Consider the following 19,463-nt stretch of genomic DNA (forward strand, 5'->3'; position numbering starts at 1 on the left):
GCACATGAGCCAACCCGCGATGAGCCCTGCCGAATTCGAGCAGGCGCTGCGCGCCAAGGGCGCCTACTACCACACCCATCATCCCTTCCATCAGGCGATGTACGAGGGCCGCGCCACCCGCGAGCAGATCCAGGGTTGGGTCGCCAACCGTTTCTACTACCAGGTGTGCATCCCGCTCAAGGACGCGGCGATCATGGCCAACTGCCCGGACCGCGACACCCGCCGCGAATGGATCCAGCGCATCCTCGACCATGACGGCGCGCCCGGCGAGGAGGGCGGCATCGAGGCCTGGCTGCGCCTGGGCGAGGCCGTGGGTCTCGAGCGCGAGCGCCTGCTGTCGCAGGAGCTGGTGTTGCCCGGGGTGCGCTTCGCCGTCGACGCCTACGTCAACTTCGCCCGCAGAGCCTCCTGGCAGGAGGCCGCCAGCAGTTCGCTGACCGAGCTGTTCGCCCCGCAGATCCACCAGTCGCGCCTGGACGCCTGGCCGCAGCATTACCCCTGGATCGACGCCGGCGGCTACGACTACTTCCGCAAGCGCCTGAAGGAGGCGCGCCGCGACGTCGAGCACGGCCTGCGCATCACCCTGGCGCACTACACCACCTTCGAGGCCCAGCAGCGCATGCTGGAGATCCTGCAGTTCAAGCTCGATGTGCTCTGGAGCATGCTCGACGCCATGAGCATGGCCTACGAGCTGCAGCGCCCGCCCTACCACACGGTGACCGCCGAGCCGGTCTGGCATCGAGGAATCGCCCTATGAACCCGTTCGATAGCGAACAGATTCCCAAGCTGCGCCGCGGCTTCCGCCTGCAGTGGGAGCCGGTCCAGGGCTGTCACGTGCTGCTCTACCCGGAGGGCATGATCAAGCTCAACGACAGCGCCGGGGAGATCCTCAAGCAGGTCAACGGCGCCCGCAGCGTGGCGCAGATCATCGACGAGCTGCGCGGTCGTTTTCCCGATGTGCCGGGATTGGATGAAGACATCCTGGCCTTTATGGAGGTAGCCAATGCCCAGTTCTGGATCGAGCTGCAGTAAGCCCGGACATGAGCCCGGCCCGCCGCTGTGGCTGCTGGCCGAGCTGACGTACCGCTGTCCGCTGCAGTGCCCCTACTGCTCCAACCCGCTGGATTTCAGCCAGCAGGGCGAGGAGCTGACGACCGCCGAGTGGATCGAGGTGTTCCGCCAGGCGCGTGAGCTGGGCGCGGCGCAGCTGGGCTTCTCCGGTGGCGAACCGCTGGTACGCCAGGACCTGGCCGAGCTGATCGAGGCGGCGCGGGGGCTGGGCTACTACACCAACCTGATCACCTCGGGCATCGGCCTGACCGAGCAGCGCATCGGCGAGTTCGCCGACGCCGGCCTGGACCATATCCAGATCAGCTTCCAGGCCGCCGACGAGGAGGTCAACAACCTGCTGGCCGGCTCGAAGAAGGCCTTTGCCCAGAAGCTGGCGATGGCCCGGGCCGTCAAGGCGGCCGGCTACCCGATGGTGCTCAACTTCGTCACCCACCGGCACAACATTGACAATATCGAGCGGATCATCGAGCTGTGCCTGGAGCTGGAGGCGGACTTCGTCGAGCTGGCCACCTGCCAGTTCTACGGCTGGGCCGAGCTCAATCGCGCAGGGCTCTTGCCGACCCGCGCCCAGCTCGAGCGCGCCGAGCGCATCACCAACGAGTGGCGCGCCAGGTTGGCCGCGCAGAACCACCCGTGCAAGCTGATCTTCGTCACCCCGGACTACTACGAGGAGCGGCCCAAGGCCTGCATGAACGGCTGGGGCAACCTGTTCCTCGACATCACCCCGGACGGCACCGCGCTGCCGTGTCACAGCGCCCGGCAGTTGCCGGTGCAGTTTCCCAACGTGCGCGAGCACAGCATCGAGCACATCTGGCGCCATTCGTTCGGCTTCAACCGCTTCCGCGGCGATGACTGGATGCCCGAGCCCTGCCGCTCCTGCGACGAGAAGGCCAAGGACTTCGGCGGCTGTCGCTGCCAGGCCTATATGCTCACCGGCGATGCCAGCAACGCCGACCCGGTGTGCAGCAAGTCGGCGCACCACGGCATCATCCTCGCCGCGCGCGAAGAGGCCGAGCGGGCGCCGAAGTCGCTGGAGAGTTTGCAGTTTCGCAACGAGAAGGCCTCCCAGCTAATCTGCAAGGCATGAAGACCACTGCAGTAGCGCCTTACGGATTCTGGGACAGTGACTGGACAAGCGCGCAGGCCGCCGCAGCCGGCGCCGACTTCGCCGAGTTGCGCGCGGGCCTGGGCGGCCTGGTCTGGCTGGCCTTCGATCCAGCTGACGGCCGCTCGACCCTGTGGCACCGGACGCCAACGAGCCTGCGCTGCCTGACCCCGGCGGGCCTGTCGGTGCGCAGCCGGGTCTACGAGTACGGCGGCGGCGCCTTCTGCCTGGGCCACGATGGCTTGGCCTTCGTCAACGAGGCCGACCAGCAACTCTATTGGCAGGCGCTGGAGGGCGCGCCCCGGGCGCTGACCCGACAGCCCGCTTGCCGCTACGGGGATCTGCACTTCGATGCCCAGGGCGAGGCCGTTCTTGCGATCGAGGAAAGCCATTCAGGCGAGCAGGTGATCCATCGCCTGGTCAGCATCGCCCTGGCCGATGGCGCGCGCGAGGTGCTGGCCGAGGGCCGCGATTTCTATTCGTCCCAGGTTCTGAGCGGCGATGGTCGGCGTCTGGCCTGGATCGAATGGGACCGCCCGCAGCAGCCCTGGCTGGCGACCCGGCTGTGCACCCGGCGCCGCACTGGCCAGGGCCAGTGGCAAGCGCCGCAGGTCGTGGCCGGTCAGGACGGCGATCAATCGCTGCAGCAACCCGGCTTCGATGACCGGGGCCGCCTGCTGGTGCTCGGCGACCGCAACGGTTACTGGCAGCCCTGGCGGGAAGCGAGCGAGGGGCATCTGGAGGCGCTGCCCTGCGCCGCGGCCGACCACGGCGGCGCCCCATGGCAGCTGGGGGCCTGCAACTACCTGGCGCTGGCCGGCGACGCGCTACTGCTGAGCTGGTTCGAGGACGGCTTCGCCCGCCTGGCGGTGCGCGATGGCGAGGACGAGCGGCGCCTGGCCGAGGACTACAGTCGCTTCCGCCAGCTGGCTGCGGACCAGGATCACTACTACCTGATCGCCGCAGCGCCCACCCAGGGCAGCGTGGTGCTGGCCATCGCGCGTGACAGCCACCAATGCCGAGTCCTGGCCGGCGGCGGAGCGGCGCTGCCGGCCGCCGAGGTGTCGCGCCCGCAGGCGCTGCGTTTCGCCGTTGGCGGCGAAGACTGCCGCGCCTTCTTCTATCCGCCGCATAACAGTCGTTTTGGCGGACCGCCTGGAGAGAAACCGCCGCTGCTGGTGTTTCTGCACGGCGGACCGACCTCGGCCTGTTATCCGGTGTTCGATCCGCGTATCCAGTTCTGGACCCAGCGCGGCTTCGCCGTGGCCGACCTCAACTACCGCGGCAGCAGCGGCTACGGTCGTGGCTATCGCATGCGCCTGCAGGGCGGCTGGGGCGCGGTCGAGGTCGAGGATGCCTGCGCGCTGGTCGATCATCTGGTCGAATGCGGCCTGATCGATCCGGCCCGCGCCTTCATCCGTGGCGCCAGCGCCGGCGGCTACACCGCCCTGTGCGCCTTGGCCTTCAGCCGGAAGTTTCGCGGCGGCGCCAGCCTCTACGGGGTCAGCGATCCCCTGGCGCTGCGCCGGGTGACCCACAAGTTCGAGGCCGACTACCTCGACTGGCTGATCGGCGACCCGCAGCGCGACGCCGAACGTTATGCGGCGCGTACCCCGCTGCTGCACGCCGAGCGGATCGACGCGCCGGTGATCTTCTTCCAGGGCGAGCAGGACGCGGTGGTGGTGCCGGCGCAGACCGAGAGCATGGTCGCGGCCCTGCGCGAGCGCGGCGTGGCGGTCGAATATCACCTCTATTCCGGCGAGCGCCACGGCTTTCGCCAGGCACGCCACCTGGCCCATGCCCTGGAGCAGGAGTGGCGCTTCTACCAGCGTCTGCTCTGAACCCGCGCCAGGCGGCTTTGGCAGCATTGCATTGGCAGGCGAATCCAGTACGCTGAGCGGTAGTCAGAACTACAAGAAATAGGCCGCGGTATGAGCCCCGATATCAGTCTTCATCGCAAGTTCGTTTCGCCGGAGATCATCTTCGGCGCCGGCTGCCGCCACAGCGTGGGCAACTACGCCGCCAACTACGGCGCACGCAAGGTGCTCCTGGTGTCTGACCCGGGCGTGGTCGCCGCCGGCTGGGTCGCCGACGTGCAGGCCAGCCTGCAGCGCCAGGGCATCGAGCACTGCCTGTACACCCAGGTGTCGCCCAACCCGCGTTCCGAGGAGGTGATGCTCGGCGCCGAGACCTACCTCAGCCAGGGTTGCAACGTGATAGTCGCGGTCGGCGGCGGCAGCCCGATGGACTGCGCCAAGGGCATCGGCATCGCCGTGGCCCACGGCCGCAACATCCTCGAGTTCGAGGGCGTCGACACCCTGCGCGTGCCCAGCCCGCCGCTGATCCTGATCCCCACCACGGCCGGTACCTCGGCCGACGTGTCGCAGTTCGTGATCATTTCCAATCAGGCCGAGCGGATGAAGTTCTCCATCGTCAGCAAGGGCGCGGTGCCCGATGTGTCGCTGATCGACCCTGAGACCACCCTGAGCATGGATCCGTTCCTGTCCGCCTGTACCGGTATCGATGCCCTGGTGCACGCGATCGAGGCCTTCGTCTCCACGGGAGCGGGACCTTTGACCGATTCCCACGCCCTGGAGGCGATGCGCCTGATCAACGGCCACCTGGTGGCGATGATCGCCAACCCCAACGACATCGCCCTGCGCGAGAAGATCATGCTCGGCAGCATGCAGGCCGGCCTGGCGTTTTCCAATGCCATCCTCGGCGCCGTGCATGCGATGTCGCACAGCCTCGGCGGCTTCCTCGACCTGCCCCACGGCCTGTGCAACGCGGTGCTGGTCGAGCACGTGGTGGCGTTCAACTACAACGCCGCGCCGGATCGCTTCAAGATGGTGGCCGAGACCCTCGGTATCGACACCCGCGGCCTCAGTCATCCGCAGATCCGCCAACGCCTGGTCGAGCACCTGATCCGCTTCAAACGCGCGGTCGGCTTCCACGAAACCCTGGGCCTGCACGGGGTCGGCACGTCCGATATTCCGTTCCTGTCGCAGCATGCCATGGAGGATCCGTGCATCCTCACCAACCCGCGCGAGTCGAGCCAGCGAGACGTCGAGGTCGTCTATGCCGAGGCCCTCTGAGCAGCAGCGCCAGGCCCTCACCGAGCTGCTCGGCCTGGGCAGCCATTCGGTGCGCAAGAGCCACTATCCGGAGCTGCTGGCACGCCTGGAGGAGCTGGAAACCGAGCGCAACCGCTACAAGTGGCTGTTCGAGCATGCGGTACACGGGATCTTCCAGGCCAGCCTGCAGCACGGCCTGCTGGCGGCCAATCCGGCCCTGGCGCGAATGCTCGGCTACGACGATCCGCAGGAGGTGCTCTGGTCGCTGAGCGACCTGGCCAGCTACCTGTTCGTCGGCGGTGCCGAGGAAATGCAGCATATTCGCCAGGAACTGGAGCACGATCGCAGCCTGATCGGCTACGAGACCCAGTTAAAGCGCAAGGACGGCAAGGTCATCGACGTGTTAATGAACCTGCTGCTCAAGCCGGACGAGGAGGGAGAAGGCCTGTTCGAGGGTTTCGTCGCCGACATTACCGAACGCAAGCAGGCCCAGCAGCGCCTGCAGCAGCTAAACGATGAGCTGGAACAGCGGGTCGGCGCACGCACCGCCGAGTTGCAGAAGGCCAACCGCAACCTGTTGCAGCAGATCGTCGAGCGCAAGCGCATCGAGCAGGCCCTGCGCGAGGCGCGCGATGCCGCCGAGGCGGCCAACCAGAGCAAGGACAAATACCTGGCGGCGGCCAGTCACGACCTGCTGCAACCCTTGAATGCCGCCCGCCTGCTGATCTCCACCCTGCGTGAGCGCAGCCTGCCAGTGGCCGAACACAACCTGGTCGAGCGCAGTCATCAGGCCCTGGAGGGGGCCGAGGACCTGCTCAGCGACCTTCTGGAGATCTCCCGGCTCGACCAGGCGGCGGTCAAGCCGGACATCGAGGCCTATCGCCTGGAGGACCTGCTGGCGCCGCTGGCCTCGGAGTTCGAGCCGGTGGCGGCGGCGGCGGGACTGCAGCTCAAGGTTCGGCTGGCCAACTGCACTCTCAGCACCGACTTCCGCTTGCTGACCCGGATCCTGCGCAATTTCCTCAGCAACGCCTGCCGCTACACCGAGCACGGCCGGATACTGCTGGGTGCGCGCCGACGTGGGGGCTTCGTCGAGTTGCAGGTGTGGGACACCGGTCAGGGCATTTCGCAGGATCAGCTGCAGAGCATCTTCCTCGAGTTCAACCAGTTGAATACCGGGCGGGCGGCGCAGCGCAAGGGCGTCGGCCTGGGCCTGGCGATCGTCGAGCGAATCGCGCGCATGCTCGACTACCCGATCGGGGTGCGCTCGCAGCCGGGGCGCGGCTCGATGTTCAGCATTCGCGTGCCGCTGGCCGCGCAGTCACTCGAGCAGTCTGTCGTGGCGGCCGCGCCGCGCAGTCCGGTCGGCGACCCGCTGCCGGGGCGGCGCCTGCTGGTGCTCGACAACGAACTAAGCATCCTCCACAGCATGTCCGCCCTGCTCGAGCAGTGGGGCTGTGAGGTGCTGACGGCGGTGGATGAAGCCGCGGCCATCGAGGCGCTGGGTGGCCGGGCGCCGGACCTGATCCTGGCCGACTTCCACCTCGATCATGGCGTCACCGGCTGCGAGGTGCTGGTCGCTCTGCGCCGGCAGTTCGCCTGGTCGATTCCGGCGGTGATCATCAGCGCGGACCGTAGCGACCAGTGCCGCCGCGAGCTGCAGCGCCTGGGCGTGCCGCTGCTGAACAAGCCGGTCAAGCCCGGCAAGTTGCGCGCGGTGCTTAGCCAGATGCTCGGCGAATCGGCGAGTTGAGCCTGCACAGTGCACGCGCAGCCTGCGCGTGGCTTGTCTAAGCTGATGAGGAACCCCGGCCAATCGCCAGGGTCTAGGTTCTTGTCGGACTCAGGTGGTCGATAAGCCCGCCAGGCGCCTACCGGCATGCTAGACAAGGAGATAAGCACAATGCACAAGCACTCGTTGTTCCGTCGTTTGGCCGCCATGCTGGCGGTGTTTCATGTGCTGATGGTCGTTCAGCTACCCCTGGCCAACGCCGCGATGATCGGCACTGGCGAGGTGTTGGGCACACAGCAACAGCAACTCGATCGTCAGCAGTTGCTGAGCATGCTCGATGACCAGGCCGTGCAGGAAAAGCTGCAAGCCATGGGTGTCGATCGCAGCAAGGTCGAAGGGCGCATCAATAGCTTGACCAATGCCGAGCTGGCGCAGTTCAACCAGCAGCTGTCCGAAGCCCCGGCAGGGGCCGGGGTGGTCGGGGTCATCGTGCTGTTCCTGGTGATCTTCATCATTACCGATATGATCTGCGCGACCAATATCTTCAGTTTCGTCAAATGCATAAACCGTTGAGTCGCGGGCACTTCCTACCGCTTGTTCTGATCGTTCTGCTGGCAGCTTGCGCGAGGTCCCCGGTTTTGCCGCCGGAGACCTCGCGTCTTCCTGAACGGGTGGAACTGAGCAGCGTGCCCTTCTTTCCCCAGAGCGCCTACCAGTGTGGGCCGGCAGCACTGGCCACCATGCTCGCTCAGCGCGGCCTGACGACCAGCCCGGGCCTGCTCAAGGACCAGGTGTTCATTCCGGGGCGCGAAGGCAGCCTGCAGGTCGAGATGGTGGCGGCGGCGCGCAGCCATGACATGCTGGTGTATCCGCTGCAGCCGCGCTTGGAGGCCGTGCTGGCCGAGGTGGCCGCCGGCAATCCGGTGCTGGTCCTGCAGAACCTGGCCTTCGACTGGTATCCGCGCTGGCACTTCGCGGTAGTGGTGGGGTATGACCGGCGTGAACGCACCCTGATCCTGCGCTCCGGCACCACCGCGCGTTGGCTGACCGACTTCACCACCTTCGATCGGACCTGGGCGCGTGGTGGACGCTGGGCGGTATTGACCTTGCCGGCTGATCAGTTGCCGGCACAGGCCGAGCTGCGGCCCTGGCTCAAGGCCGCCAGTGATCTCGAGGAAACCGGCCATGTCGCGGTGGCGCAACGGGCCTACCGCAAGGCGACCGAGCACTGGCCGGATGAGTCACTGAGCTGGTTCGCCCTGGCCAATGGTCGCTATGCCGCCGGTGACGTGCCTGGCGCCGAGGCCGCGTTGCGCAGGAGCCTGGCGCAGCAGGCAGATTTCGCCGTCGGCTGGTTCAACCTGTCCGAAGTCCTGGGCGAGCGTGGCTGCCAACTGCAGGCCGAGCGGGCACGAAGCTGCGCTCAGCGCCTGGCGCCGGCGGACAGTCGCTTCCAGGTGAAAGCCGTGGTGGCCTCATCGACCGGTCGATGTGCAGCGCTTCCGGCGTGTCCGGCAGCCGAATGAGTGGTGCCATAAATGCCAACGGCGCCTGATTGGGCGCCGTTGTCGTCTTGCAGCTTGGGTTAAACGCCGAGCTTGTCGCGCAGCGCGTAGTACCAGGCGCCCATGGCGGTGAAGGGGACGCGCAGCAGCTGGCCGCCCGGGAACGGGTAGTGCGGCAGGCTGGAGAATGCATCGAAGCGCTCGGCCTGGCCGCGCAGGGCCTCGCCGAGTACCTTGCCAGCCAGGTGGGTGTAGGTCACACCGTGGCCACTGCAGCCTTGCGAGTAGTAGATGTTGTCGCCGATGCGGCCGACCTGGGGCAGGCGCGACAGGGTCAGCAGGAAGTTGCCGGTCCAGGCGAAGTCGATCTTCACGTCTTTCAACTGCGGGAAGGTCTTGAGCATCATCGGCCGGATGATGGCTTCGATGTTGGCCGGATCGCGTGCGCCGTAGACCACGCCACCGCCGTAGATCAGGCGCTTGTCGCCGGTCAGGCGGAAGTAGTCGAGCAGGTAGTTGCAGTCTTCCACGCAGTAATCGTTGGGCAGCAGGCTCTTGGCCATTTCCTCGCTCAACGGCTCGGTGGCGATCACCTGGCTGCCGCAGGGCATGGTCTTGGCCGCCAGTTCCGGGACCAGGTTGCCGAGGTAGGCGTTGCCGGCGACTACGATGAACTTGGCTTTGACGCGGCCGTCCGGCGTGTGCACCACCGGGCTGGCGCCGCGCTCGATCCGGGTGGCCGGCGATTGCTCGTAGATCACGCCACCGAGGGACTCGACCGCCGCGGCTTCGCCCAGGGCCAGGTTGAGCGGGTGGATGTGTCCGCCGCTCATGTCGAGCATGCCGCCGATGTAGTTCTCGGTATTGACGACTTCGCGGATGCGCTTCTCATCCAGCATTTCCAGCTGGGTATGGCCATAGCGCTCCCAGAGCTTCTTCTGCGCCTCGAGGTGGCCCATCTGCTTCTTGGTGAAGGCGGCGAATACGCCACCGTTTTTCAGGTCGCAGTCGATGTTGTACTTGGCGATGCGCTCACGGATGATGCGGCCGCCCTCGAAGGCCATCTGGCCCATCAGCTGCGCCTGCTTGGGGCCAACCGTGCGTTCGATGACGTCGATGTCACGGCTGTAGCTGTTGACGATCTGGCCACCGTTACGGCCGGAGGCGCCGAAGCCAACCTTGGCAGCTTCGACGATGCAGACCTTGAAACCGTTCTCGAGCAGGGCGATCGCAGTGGAGAGGCCGGTGTAGCCGGCGCCGATCACGCAGACATCGGTCTCGACATCACCTTGGAGTGCCGGGCGAGCCGGTACCGGATTGGCCGACGCGGCGTAATAGGACTGTGGGTAGGCAGTGTGCGCCATTATGCAACCTCTGTTCTTTATTTTTTACGGATGTGCCGATGCTACCCGAGTTGCAAATGTCCGGCTAGTACCGCGTGCAAAATATTAAACGTTGTGTTGAGCGGCAAAAAATTCATCTATTCAGGCAGTTAGCTAAAAAAACAGTTGACTCTTATGCGCGCCTCCGTAGAATGCGCACCCATCGAAGGCACATAGCTCAGTTGGTTAGAGCACCACCTTGACATGGTGGGGGTCGTTGGTTCGAATCCAATTGTGCCTACCAAATTCGATAAAAAGGGTCGCCCAGGCGGCCCTTTTTTATTGGGCGGCTTGCCAGGGCAGAGGCTTTCTGGAAGCATCCCAGCGCTTAGTGGATCTGTGTTTCAAACCTCCAGTGACTCCGGTTCGGTGTCGGATGGCCCGCAAGCCCCTGCCACCGTATGGCAGGCAAGCCGCCGAATCGCTTACTGGCTCATCCCAACCCACGTGGCCTTTGGTAGAGGTCACCACTAGGAGAGGAGGCGCCATGCCCATCATTACTCTTCCCGACGGCAGTCAGCGTACGTTCGATCATCCGGTATCCGTTGCCGAGGTGGCTCAGTCCATCGGCGCAGGCCTGGCCAAGGCCACCGTCGCTGGCAAGGTGGATGGCAAGCTGGTCGATGCCTGTGACCTGATCGAGAGCGATGCATCGCTGCAGATCATTACCCCGAAGGATCAGGAAGGGCTGGAGATCATCCGTCACTCCTGTGCGCACCTGATCGGTCATGCGGTCAAGCAGCTGTATCCGACGGCGAAGATGGTGATCGGCCCGGTCATCGATGAGGGCTTCTACTACGACATCGCCTACGAGCGCCCCTTTACTATGGAGGACGTGGCGGCGATCGAGCAGCGCATGCAGCAGCTGATCGAGAAGGACTACGACGTCATCAAGAAAGTGACGCCGCGGGCCGAGGTCATCGAGGTGTTCAAGTCGCGAGGCGAGGATTACAAGCTGCGTCTGGTCGAAGACATGCCGGGCGAGCAGGCCATGGGTCTGTATTACCACGAAGAATACGTCGACATGTGCCGCGGCCCGCACGTGCCGAACACCCGCTTTCTCAAGTCGTTCAAGCTGACCAAGCTGTCCGGTGCCTATTGGCGCGGCGATGCCAAGAACGAGCAGCTGCAGCGCGTCTACGGCACCGCCTGGGCCGACAAGAAGCAATTGGCCGCCTATATCCAGCGTATCGAAGAAGCCGAGAAGCGCGACCATCGCAAAATCGGCAAGCGCCTGAACCTGTTCCATACCCAGGAAGAAGCGCCGGGCATGGTGTTCTGGCACCCGAATGGCTGGACCCTGTATCAGGTGCTCGAGCAGTACATGCGCAAGGTGCAGCGCGAGCATGGCTACCTGGAGATCAAGACCCCGCAGGTGGTCGATCGCTCGCTGTGGGAAAAGTCGGGGCACTGGGCCAACTACGCCGAGAACATGTTCACCACCGAGTCGGAAAGTCGCGACTACGCGATCAAGCCGATGAACTGCCCGTGCCATGTGCAGGTGTTCAATCAGGGGCTGAAGAGCTACCGCGAGCTGCCGATGCGCCTGGCCGAATTCGGTGCCTGCCACCGTAACGAGCCGTCCGGTGCATTGCACGGGATCATGCGCGTGCGCGGCTTTACCCAAGATGATGCGCACATCTTCTGCACCGAAGAGCAGATGCAGGCCGAGTCGGCCGATTTCATCAAGTTGACCCAGGCGGTCTATGCCGATTTCGGCTTCACCGACATCCAGCTCAAGTTGTCGACTCGTCCGGAGAAGCGGGTGGGTTCCGATGATTTGTGGGATCGCGCCGAGGCGGCGTTGGCGGCGGCGCTCGACAGCGCTGGGCTGGCGTATGACCTGCAGCCGGGTGAGGGGGCTTTCTACGGGCCGAAGATCGAATTCTCCTTGAAGGACTGTCTCGGTCGGGTTTGGCAGTGTGGTACCCTGCAGCTCGATTTCAACCTGCCGGTGCGTTTGGCGGCGGAGTTCGTCAGCGAGGACAACAGTCGCAAGCATCCGGTGATGCTGCATCGTGCGATTCTCGGGTCCTTCGAGCGCTTTATCGGCATTCTGATCGAGCACTACGAGGGCGCGTTTCCCGCCTGGTTGGCGCCGACTCAGGCTGTGGTGATGAATATCACCGACAAGCAGGCCGATTTTGCCCTGGAAGTGGAAAATACGCTCAATCAGAGCGGGTTTCGTGCCAAGTCTGACTTGAGAAACGAAAAAATTGGCTTTAAAATCCGCGAGCATACTTTGCTCAAGGTTCCCTATCTCTTGGTTATTGGAGATCGGGAGGTTGAAACGCAAACTGTCGCCGTGCGTACCCGTGAAGGTGCTGATCTGGGCTCCATGCCCGTCACTCAATTCGCTGATTTCCTCGCGCAGGCGGTTTCCCGGCGTGGTCGCCAAGATTCGGAGTAATCATTATTAAGCGTGAAATGAGACAAGATAAACGAACTGCACCGAAAGCCCCGATCAACGAGAATATCTCGGCACGCGAGGTTCGGTTAATTGGCGCTGAAGGCGAGCAGATTGGCATCGTCTCTATTGATGAAGCGCTTCGTGTGGCTGAAGAAGCCAAGCTGGATCTGGTAGAAATTTCTGCCGATGCCGTACCACCCGTATGTCGCATCATGGACTACGGCAAGCACCTGTTCGAAAAGAAGAAGCAGGTCGCTGCGGCGAAGAAGAATCAGAAGCAGGTCCAGATCAAAGAAATCAAGTTTCGTCCAGGGACGGAGGAAGGGGATTACCAGGTAAAACTACGCAACCTGGTACGTTTCCTTAGTGAGGGGGACAGGGCCAAGGTATCCTTGCGATTCCGTGGCCGTGAGATGGCCCATCAGGAGCTGGGCATGGAGCTGTTGAAGCGGGTCGAAGCTGACCTCGCCGAATACGGCTCGGTTGAACAGCATCCAAAGATGGAAGGACGCCAGCTGATCATGGTCATCGCCCCCAAAAAGAAGAAGTAACCACCAGGGCACGGCAGGCCTTGCGGTTATGTTTATCAATTGAATGCGGAGTATCCGAACATGCCAAAGATGAAAACCAAGAGTGGTGCGGCCAAGCGTTTTCTTAAAACCGCTACCGGCTTCAAGCACAAGCACGCTTTCAAGAGCCACATCCTGACCAAGATGTCCACTAAGCGTAAGCGTCATCTGCGCGGTAGCACCATGGTGCACCCGTCCGACGTGGCAAAAGTGGCGCGCATGCTGCGCGTTCGTTAATCGGTCAAGATAGAGGAAATTACTCATGGCTCGTGTTAAGCGCGGCGTTATCGCTCGCAAGCGTCACAAAAAAATTCTGAAACTCGCTAAAGGCTACTACGGGGCGCGTTCGCGCGTATTCCGCGTTGCCAAGCAGGCTGTGATCAAGGCAGGCCAGTACGCCTACCGCGACCGCCGTCAGCGCAAGCGTCAGTTCCGTGCCCTGTGGATCGCTCGTATCAACGCTGGTGCGCGTGTAAATGGTCTGTCCTACAGCCGTTTTATCGCTGGCCTGAAAAAAGCGTCCATCGAGATCGACCGTAAGGTTCTGGCTGATCTGGCAGTGAACGAAAAAGCGGCGTTTGCTGCGATTGTCGAGAAAGCGAAAGCCGTCCTGGCTTAAGTCCCCGACAATCACCGGGCTCGCCCGGTGCTAAACGTCACCAATAGGGGAAGAGCCTTCAAGCTCTTCCCCTATTTCGTATCTGGAGTCTGTAAATGGAAAATCTGGATGTGCTGGTCTCGCAAGCGCTTGAGGCCGTGCGCCATACCGATGATGTGAATGCCCTGGAGCAACTGCGGGTTCACTATCTGGGCAAGAAGGGTGAGTTGACCCAGGTGATGAAGACCCTGGGCAATCTTTCTGCCGAAGAGCGACCGAAAGCCGGCGCCTTGATCAATGCGGCCAAGGACCAGGTCCAGGAGGCCCTCAATGCGCGCAAGGCCACCCTCGAGCAGGCTGCCCTGAGTGCCAAGCTGGCGGCCGAGCGTATCGATGTGACCCTGCCAGGTCGCGGTCAGACCTCCGGTGGCTTGCATCCAGTGACCCGGACTCTGGAGCGGGTCGAGCAATTCTTTACGCGGATAGGCTACGGCATCGCCGAAGGCCCCGAGGTAGAGAACGACTACCACAACTTCGAGGCGCTCAATATCCCTGGCCATCACCCGGCACGGGCGATGCATGACACCTTCTATTTCAACGCGAACATGTTGCTTCGCACCCACACCTCGCCGGTACAGGTGCGCACCATGGAGTCGCAGCAGCCACCGATTCGCATCGTCTGCCCGGGCCGTGTCTATCGTTGCGATTCGGATATCACCCACTCGCCGATGTTTCATCAGGTTGAAGGCCTGTTGGTCGATGAGGGCGTCAGCTTTGCCGATCTCAAGGGCACCATCGAAGAGTTTCTCCGGGTGTTCTTCGAGAAACCGCTTGGCGTGCGCTTCCGTCCTTCGTTCTTCCCCTTCACCGAGCCCTCGGCTGAGGTCGATATGCAATGCGTGATGTGCGGCGGCAAGGGCTGCCGGGTGTGCAAGCAGACCGGCTGGCTGGAGGTCATGGGCTGCGGCATGGTGCACCCGAATGTGCTGCGCATGTCCGGCATCGATCCCGAAAAATACCAGGGCTTTGCCTTTGGCATGGGGGTCGAGCGTTTGGCCATGCTGCGCTACGGCGTCAACGACCTACGTCTGTTCTTCGATAACGACCTGCGATTCCTGGCGCAATTCCGCTAGTACCGCATGACCGTAACCGATCAGTTTTAGGAGAGCAGAATGAAATTCAGTGAGCAGTGGTTGCGTACCTGGGTAAATCCGCAGGTATCGCGTGATGAACTGGTGGCGCGCCTTTCGATGGCTGGCCTGGAAGTCGACAGCGTCACCCCGGCAGCCGGGATTTTCAATGGCGTGGTGGTGGGTGAAGTGCTGAGTACCGAGCCGCACCCGGATGCCGACAAGCTACGCGTCTGTCAGGTCAGCAGTGGTGCGGAAACTTTTCAGGTGGTCTGTGGTGCGCCCAATGTCCGCCCCGGCCTGAAGATCCCGTTCGCCATGATCGGCGCTGAGTTGCCGGGCGACTTCAAGATCAAGAAAGCCAAGCTGCGTGGGGTCGAGTCCAACGGCATGCTCTGCTCGGCTTCCGAGCTGCAGATCAGCGAAGACAACGACGGCTTGATGGAGTTGCCGGCTGATGCGCCCGTAGGCCAGGATATTCGCACGTACCTTGAGCTGGATGATGCCAGTATCGAGGTCGACCTGACCCCGAACCGTGGCGACTGCCTGTCGCTGGCTGGTCTGGCGCGTGAAGTGAGCGCCCTGTACGACGTGCCGGTGAGCCGCCCGCATGTCGCCGCAGTGACCGCCAGTCATGACGAGGTGCGTCCGGTCGAGGTGTTGGCGACACAAGCCTGTCCGCGTTACCTGGGGCGCGTGCTGCGCAATGTCGACTTGTCCCAGCCGACGCCGCTGTGGATGGTTGAACGCTTGCGTCGTGCCGACGTACGTAGCATCGATGCGGCCGTGGATGTGACCAACTATGTGATGCTCGAACTGGGCCAGCCGATGCATGCCTTCGATCTTGCCGAGATCAATGGCGGCATCCGTGTGCGTATGGCCGAGGAGGGAGAGAAGCTCGTTCTGCTCGACGGCCAGGAAGTCAGCTTGCGTGCCGATACCCTGGTGATCGCCGACCATCAGCGTGCCTTGGCGATTGCCGGGGTGATGGGGGGCGAGCACAGTGGGGTCAGCGACAAGACCCGCGATCTGTTCCTTGAGAGTGCCTTCTTCGACACCATCGCTATTGCCGGCAAGGCGCGTTCCTATGGCCTGCACACCGACTCGTCGCACCGCTTCGAGCGTGGCGTCGACTGGCGTTTGGCGCGCGAGGCGATGGAGCGGGCGACTCAGTTGCTGCTGGATATCGTAGGTGGCGAGGCCGGTCCGATCATCGAGGTGGTTGACCAGGAGCAGTTACCCAGCGTGGCGCCGGTGACCCTGCGTGCTGAACGCATCGAGCAGATGCTGGGCCTGAAGATGGACGCTGCGCAAATCGAACGCCTGCTGGCTGCGTTGGGCTTGGCGGTTGTCGCTGGTGATGCCGGTGAATGGCGAGTGGAGGTGCCCAGTCATCGCTTCGATATCAGCCTTGAGGTCGACCTGATCGAGGAGCTGGCTCGGCTCTACGGTTACAACCGCTTGCCGGTTCGTTACCCACAAGCGCGCCTGGCCCCGCAGCCGCAAGCCGAAGCCACTGTCGGATTGCCGGTGCTGCGGCGCTTGCTGGTCGCGCGTGGTTATCAAGAGGCGATCACCTACAGTTTTATTGATCCCAAGGTGTTCGAGCTATTCAGTCCCGGGGTCGAGCCCTTGATGCTGGCCAATCCGATTTCCGCCGACATGGCTGCCATGCGTTCATCGCTCTGGCCGGGGCTGGTCAAGGCGGTGGAGCACAACCTCAATCGCCAACAGTCGCGGGTGCGCTTGTTCGAGAGCGGCCTGCGGTTTGTCGGTCAGCTGGAAAGCTTGAAGCAAGAGCCGATGCTGGCAGGGGTCGTTTGCGGCGCCCGACTGCCGGAAGGCTGGGCGCATGCTAGAGATGGCGTCGATTTCTATGATGTGAAGGCCGATGTGGAGGCCTTGCTGGCGAGTGCAGGGGCATCGGGTAGCTTCAGCTTCTTGCCTGGCGAGCACGCGGCTTTGCACCCGGGGCAAACGGCGCGCATCGAGCGAGAAGGGCGCTTGGTAGGCTTTGTCGGGGCCATGCATCCGGAGTTGGCCAAGGCGCTGGGGCTCGATCAACCCGTCTATATGTTCGAGCTGCAGTTGAGCGAAATTGGCCATGGGCGCATGCCTACGTTCCATGAGTTGTCGCGCTTTCCCGAAGTGCGTCGCGACCTGGCCCTGCTGGTGGATCGCGATGTGCCGGCCGAGACCTTGCTCACGGTCATTCGGGAGGCGGCCGGCGAGTGGCTGACTGACCTCAGGCTATTTGACGTGTATCACGGTAAAGGCATTGATCCGCATAGAAAAAGCCTTGCCGTCGGCTTGACCTGGCAGCATCCATCGCGCACTCTTAATGACGATGAGGTGAGTACTGTTACACAGGACATCCTCACCTCCCTGGAACAAAGGTTCAACGCCACGTTAAGGAAGTAGCGTATGGGGGCTCTGACGAAAGCTGAAATGGCGGAACGTCTGTATGAAGAGCTGGGCCTGAATAAACGGGAAGCCAAGGAGCTGGTGGAACTGTTCTTCGAAGAGATCCGCCAAGCGCTGGAGCTTAACGAGCAGGTCAAGCTCTCGGGGTTCGGCAACTTCGATCTGCGCGATAAGCGTCAGCGCCCCGGTCGTAATCCAAAAACAGGAGAGGAAATCCCTATCACGGCTCGCCGTGTGGTGACTTTCCGTCCAGGCCAGAAACTTAAAGCCAGGGTCGAGGCTTATGCTGGAACCAAGTCATAACGACGAACTACCTACCATACCCGGTAAACGGTATTTCACTATCGGCGAGGTTAGTGAGCTCTGTGCGGTTAAACCGCACGTTCTCAGGTATTGGGAGCAGGAGTTCCCCCAGCTCAATCCGGTTAAGCGGCGTGGCAATAGGCGTTATTATCAGCGCCAGGACGTGCTGATGATTCGTCAGATTCGCGCGTTGCTGTACGATCAGGGCTTCACCATAGGCGGGGCGCGGCAGCGCCTCTCCGGAGATGAGGCCAAGGACGACACCACCCAGTATCGTCAGCTCATCAAGCAGATGATTACCGAGCTGGAGGATGTTCTGGTAGTGCTAAAAAAACAGCGAAGCTAATTAAAAAAGTTTCCATATTTCAGAAGCTTATAGTATAGTTCGCAGCGTTTTCGGTTGATCGAAAACAGATTCACGTCTAGTCGGGGCGTAGCGCAGTCCGGTAGCGCACTTGCATGGGGTGCAAGGGGTCGAGTGTTCGAATCACTCCGTCCCGACCAAAATACCCTAGAAAATCCAACCACTTAGCGGTGGTTGGATTTTTTTATGCCTGATGTTTTTTGCGTGCTTCAGAATTTTGCCCCACTTTTTGCCCCACCAATCGTTGGTCGGATATCCGTCACTGGTCTGTCCCGGAACTGGTGGACAGGTAGTTAAGAGCTACTGCTCGGATAACGCTGCTCAAATTCCATCGGGCTGAGATAGCCCAACGTCGAGTGGCGACGGCGGTGATTGTAAAAGCGGATGTAGTCGAACAGGTCGATTTTTGCCTCCTGGTAGCTGGCATATCGCGTCAGGTACACCCGCTCAGCCTTAAGTGAACGGAAGAAACTCTCCATCGCCGCGTTGTCCCAGCAGTTTCCCCGCCGCGAGTGGCTGGGCACTATGCGATGCCGCCGAAGCAAGGTTTGGTAGTCGTACGCGCAGTATTGGTTGCCACGATCCGAGTGCAGCAGCACCTCTTCTTGCGGCTGTCGGCGTGCAACGGCCATCTCCAGCGCGGCGTGTACCAAGGCCTGATGCATGCGGTGGTGCATCGCCCAACCGACGACGGCACGCGAATAGAGATCGAGCACGACAGCCAGATACAACCAGCCCTGCGCAGTCCGCACATAGGTCATGTCGGAGACCCAGTGCCGATTGGCGCGATCCGAAACGAACTGGCGATCCAGGTGATTCGGAGCAATGGGGAGATCGTGACGACTGCTGGCAACCAGCCGCCAGCGCTTGCGCGAACGAACCCGCAGGCCGGCTTCGCGCATCAGTCGAGCGACCCGGTGCCGACCGCACGCATGCCCCATGGCCGCCAGCTCAGCCCTGATGCGGCGATGGCCATAGATCCCATTCACCTCATGGTGGATGGTACGGATTTCCTTGCTCAGGTGCCGATTAGCCATCTCTCTCGCCGATGGAGGCCGCTGCTGCCAGGCATAGAAACCGCTGCGTGACACCCGCAGCAGCCGGCACATCGGTGCTACGGGATAGCGACCGGCCAACGCCTCGATGGCGCGGAACCTCACTTCGTAGGCTGCGAGAAGATGGCGAGCGCCTTTTTTAAAACATCGCGCTCCATGGTGACCTGGGCCAGCTGCTGGCGTAGGCGACGAAGCTCGGCGCTCTCACCGCGCTGCTTGCCATTGCCTGGAAAAGCATCGTCGCCTTGCTGTTCGTACTGGCGCTTCCATTTGCCCAGCAGGCTTTCAGCGATACCCAGTGTCTCGGCTACATGACGAAGCGGCGTACCGGCAAGTACCTGATCTACCGCATCGCGTTTGAAAGATTCGGGAAAACGTCGTCGGATTTGGGTCATGAACACTCCTTGCGGTGGACATTATCCACCTTAAGTCAGTGTCCACTCAGACCGGGACAGACCAGTTCGCATGTGGGGGCTTTCCAATTAAAAGCTTGACCGCTTCCTTGTGGTGCCTATAATGCGCACCACTTCCGGCGCAGGCCTTTCGGAAAACCTTTTGTAGATCAATTGGTTATGTTAGAAAAGAGCTGTTGAAGCAGTGAAAAGCTGTGTAGGATGCGCCGGGCTGACGGGGTGGTGGTTTGATCCTGTTGGCGCTTCGATCGAGGTGATCGAAAGCGGATGAAAAGGGCGGTTGACAGCGGATTGAAACGCTGTAGAATTCGCCTCCCGCTGACGAGGA

19 protein-coding genes and 2 tRNA genes are annotated in these 19,463 nt (G+C 62.4%); 18 read left to right on the forward strand and 3 right to left on the reverse strand.

The window, feature by feature from the left end:
• Positions 1-4 precede the first annotated feature (4 nt).
• From pqqC to AB5S05_RS20850, 8 genes are all read left to right on the forward strand, one after another.
• Positions 5-757 carry a pyrroloquinoline-quinone synthase PqqC gene (gene pqqC / locus AB5S05_RS20815; protein WP_369289437.1) on the forward strand — a complete coding sequence of 251 codons (753 nt, stop codon included), beginning with the start codon at positions 5-7 and terminating at the stop codon, positions 755-757.
• Entirely contained in the window at positions 754-1,032 is a 279-nt protein-coding gene (pqqD, locus tag AB5S05_RS20820; protein ID WP_369289438.1) for a pyrroloquinoline quinone biosynthesis peptide chaperone PqqD, read from the forward strand. The genes pqqC and pqqD overlap by 4 nt, the downstream gene beginning before the upstream one ends.
• Positions 1,004-2,158 carry a pyrroloquinoline quinone biosynthesis protein PqqE gene (gene pqqE / locus AB5S05_RS20825; protein WP_369289439.1) on the forward strand — a complete coding sequence of 385 codons (1,155 nt, stop codon included), beginning with the start codon at positions 1,004-1,006 and terminating at the stop codon, positions 2,156-2,158. The genes pqqD and pqqE overlap by 29 nt, the downstream gene beginning before the upstream one ends.
• Positions 2,155-4,017: an alpha/beta hydrolase family protein gene (locus tag AB5S05_RS20830; RefSeq protein ID WP_369289440.1), complete on the forward strand. Its 1,863-nt coding sequence runs from the start codon at positions 2,155-2,157 to the stop codon at positions 4,015-4,017. Before pqqE ends, AB5S05_RS20830 begins: the two co-directional genes overlap by 4 nt.
• Before the next feature lie 90 nt (positions 4,018-4,107).
• Positions 4,108-5,271 (forward strand): alcohol dehydrogenase-like regulatory protein ErcA, encoded by a 1,164-nt coding sequence (gene ercA, locus AB5S05_RS20835; RefSeq protein WP_369289441.1) that lies wholly within the window; start codon positions 4,108-4,110, stop codon positions 5,269-5,271.
• Positions 5,255-7,003, forward strand: coding sequence for a hybrid sensor histidine kinase/response regulator (locus AB5S05_RS20840; RefSeq protein ID WP_369289442.1), 1,749 nt, complete (start codon positions 5,255-5,257; stop codon positions 7,001-7,003). The genes ercA and AB5S05_RS20840 overlap by 17 nt, the downstream gene beginning before the upstream one ends.
• 150 nt (positions 7,004-7,153) lie before the next feature.
• Positions 7,154-7,555 (forward strand): PA2779 family protein, encoded by a 402-nt coding sequence (locus tag AB5S05_RS20845; RefSeq protein ID WP_369289443.1) that lies wholly within the window; start codon positions 7,154-7,156, stop codon positions 7,553-7,555.
• Positions 7,540-8,508 (forward strand): PA2778 family cysteine peptidase, encoded by a 969-nt coding sequence (locus tag AB5S05_RS20850; protein WP_369289444.1) that lies wholly within the window; start codon positions 7,540-7,542, stop codon positions 8,506-8,508. The genes AB5S05_RS20845 and AB5S05_RS20850 overlap by 16 nt, the downstream gene beginning before the upstream one ends.
• A 59-nt stretch (positions 8,509-8,567) precedes the next feature.
• Here the strand turns inward: AB5S05_RS20850 and AB5S05_RS20855 are convergent, their stop codons facing one another.
• The gene (locus AB5S05_RS20855) at positions 8,568-9,851 is read right to left on the reverse strand and encodes an NAD(P)/FAD-dependent oxidoreductase (protein WP_369289445.1); all 1,284 of its coding nucleotides are present in this window, start codon (positions 9,849-9,851) and stop codon (positions 8,568-8,570) included.
• Between the two features lie 185 nt (positions 9,852-10,036).
• Here AB5S05_RS20855 and AB5S05_RS20860 point away from each other — a divergent pair.
• From AB5S05_RS20860 to AB5S05_RS20905, 10 genes are all read left to right on the forward strand, one after another.
• A tRNA-Val gene (locus tag AB5S05_RS20860) sits at positions 10,037-10,113 on the forward strand.
• Positions 10,114-10,356: 243 nt separating this feature from the next.
• The gene (gene thrS / locus AB5S05_RS20865; protein WP_369289451.1) at positions 10,357-12,279 is read left to right on the forward strand and encodes a threonine--tRNA ligase; all 1,923 of its coding nucleotides are present in this window, start codon (positions 10,357-10,359) and stop codon (positions 12,277-12,279) included.
• Positions 12,279-12,830, forward strand: coding sequence for a translation initiation factor IF-3 (infC, locus tag AB5S05_RS20870; protein WP_369289452.1), 552 nt, complete (start codon positions 12,279-12,281; stop codon positions 12,828-12,830). The genes thrS and infC overlap by 1 nt, the downstream gene beginning before the upstream one ends.
• Before the next feature lie 60 nt (positions 12,831-12,890).
• Positions 12,891-13,085 carry a 50S ribosomal protein L35 gene (gene rpmI / locus AB5S05_RS20875; RefSeq protein WP_042552869.1) on the forward strand — a complete coding sequence of 65 codons (195 nt, stop codon included), beginning with the start codon at positions 12,891-12,893 and terminating at the stop codon, positions 13,083-13,085.
• 25 nt (positions 13,086-13,110) lie between these two features.
• The gene (rplT, locus tag AB5S05_RS20880) at positions 13,111-13,467 is read left to right on the forward strand and encodes a 50S ribosomal protein L20 (RefSeq protein WP_090505586.1); all 357 of its coding nucleotides are present in this window, start codon (positions 13,111-13,113) and stop codon (positions 13,465-13,467) included.
• Positions 13,468-13,562: 95 nt separating this feature from the next.
• Entirely contained in the window at positions 13,563-14,579 is a 1,017-nt protein-coding gene (pheS, locus tag AB5S05_RS20885; RefSeq protein WP_369289446.1) for a phenylalanine--tRNA ligase subunit alpha, read from the forward strand.
• Positions 14,580-14,618: 39 nt separating this feature from the next.
• Positions 14,619-16,997: a phenylalanine--tRNA ligase subunit beta gene (gene pheT / locus AB5S05_RS20890; protein ID WP_369289447.1), complete on the forward strand. Its 2,379-nt coding sequence runs from the start codon at positions 14,619-14,621 to the stop codon at positions 16,995-16,997.
• Positions 16,998-17,000: 3 nt separating this feature from the next.
• A complete protein-coding gene (gene ihfA, locus AB5S05_RS20895) occupies positions 17,001-17,303 on the forward strand; it encodes an integration host factor subunit alpha (RefSeq protein ID WP_003243414.1) in 303 nt (100 codons plus the stop codon).
• A complete protein-coding gene (locus AB5S05_RS20900) occupies positions 17,284-17,649 on the forward strand; it encodes a MerR family transcriptional regulator (RefSeq protein ID WP_369289448.1) in 366 nt (121 codons plus the stop codon). Before ihfA ends, AB5S05_RS20900 begins: the two co-directional genes overlap by 20 nt.
• Before the next feature lie 81 nt (positions 17,650-17,730).
• Positions 17,731-17,807, forward strand: a tRNA-Pro gene (locus AB5S05_RS20905).
• A 153-nt stretch (positions 17,808-17,960) separates the two neighbouring features.
• Here AB5S05_RS20905 and AB5S05_RS20910 read toward each other — a convergent pair.
• Positions 17,961-18,827, reverse strand: coding sequence for an IS3 family transposase (locus tag AB5S05_RS20910; RefSeq protein WP_369289449.1), 867 nt, complete (start codon positions 18,825-18,827; stop codon positions 17,961-17,963).
• Positions 18,824-19,117 carry a transposase gene (locus AB5S05_RS20915; RefSeq protein ID WP_369289450.1) on the reverse strand — a complete coding sequence of 98 codons (294 nt, stop codon included), beginning with the start codon at positions 19,115-19,117 and terminating at the stop codon, positions 18,824-18,826. The genes AB5S05_RS20910 and AB5S05_RS20915 overlap by 4 nt, the downstream gene beginning before the upstream one ends.
• Positions 19,118-19,463: the final 346 nt, after the last annotated feature.

It is taken from the genome of Pseudomonas zhanjiangensis (assembly GCF_041027545.1).
Taxonomy (GTDB): Bacteria; Pseudomonadota; Gammaproteobacteria; order Pseudomonadales; family Pseudomonadaceae; genus Aquipseudomonas; species Aquipseudomonas zhanjiangensis.

Bases quoted from the DNA above. Each gene is read 5' to 3' on its own strand.
- pqqC (WP_369289437.1), top strand. From the start codon at position 5: ATGAGCCAACCCGCGATGAGCCCTGCCGAATTCGAGCAGGCGCTGCGC.
- pqqD (WP_369289438.1), top strand. From the start codon at position 754: ATGAACCCGTTCGATAGCGAACAGATTCCCAAGCTGCGCCGCGGCTTC.
- pqqE (WP_369289439.1), top strand. From the start codon at position 1,004: ATGCCCAGTTCTGGATCGAGCTGCAGTAAGCCCGGACATGAGCCCGGC.
- AB5S05_RS20830 (WP_369289440.1), top strand. From the start codon at position 2,155: ATGAAGACCACTGCAGTAGCGCCTTACGGATTCTGGGACAGTGACTGG.
- ercA (WP_369289441.1), top strand. From the start codon at position 4,108: ATGAGCCCCGATATCAGTCTTCATCGCAAGTTCGTTTCGCCGGAGATC.
- AB5S05_RS20840 (WP_369289442.1), top strand. From the start codon at position 5,255: ATGCCGAGGCCCTCTGAGCAGCAGCGCCAGGCCCTCACCGAGCTGCTC.
- AB5S05_RS20845 (WP_369289443.1), top strand. From the start codon at position 7,154: ATGCACAAGCACTCGTTGTTCCGTCGTTTGGCCGCCATGCTGGCGGTG.
- AB5S05_RS20850 (WP_369289444.1), top strand. From the start codon at position 7,540: ATGCATAAACCGTTGAGTCGCGGGCACTTCCTACCGCTTGTTCTGATC.
- AB5S05_RS20855 (WP_369289445.1), bottom strand. From the start codon at position 9,851: ATGGCGCACACTGCCTACCCACAGTCCTATTACGCCGCGTCGGCCAAT.
- thrS (WP_369289451.1), top strand. From the start codon at position 10,357: ATGCCCATCATTACTCTTCCCGACGGCAGTCAGCGTACGTTCGATCAT.
- rpmI (WP_042552869.1), top strand. From the start codon at position 12,891: ATGCCAAAGATGAAAACCAAGAGTGGTGCGGCCAAGCGTTTTCTTAAA.
- rplT (WP_090505586.1), top strand. From the start codon at position 13,111: ATGGCTCGTGTTAAGCGCGGCGTTATCGCTCGCAAGCGTCACAAAAAA.
- pheS (WP_369289446.1), top strand. From the start codon at position 13,563: ATGGAAAATCTGGATGTGCTGGTCTCGCAAGCGCTTGAGGCCGTGCGC.
- pheT (WP_369289447.1), top strand. From the start codon at position 14,619: ATGAAATTCAGTGAGCAGTGGTTGCGTACCTGGGTAAATCCGCAGGTA.
- ihfA (WP_003243414.1), top strand. From the start codon at position 17,001: ATGGGGGCTCTGACGAAAGCTGAAATGGCGGAACGTCTGTATGAAGAG.
- AB5S05_RS20900 (WP_369289448.1), top strand. From the start codon at position 17,284: ATGCTGGAACCAAGTCATAACGACGAACTACCTACCATACCCGGTAAA.
- AB5S05_RS20915 (WP_369289450.1), bottom strand. From the start codon at position 19,117: ATGACCCAAATCCGACGACGTTTTCCCGAATCTTTCAAACGCGATGCG.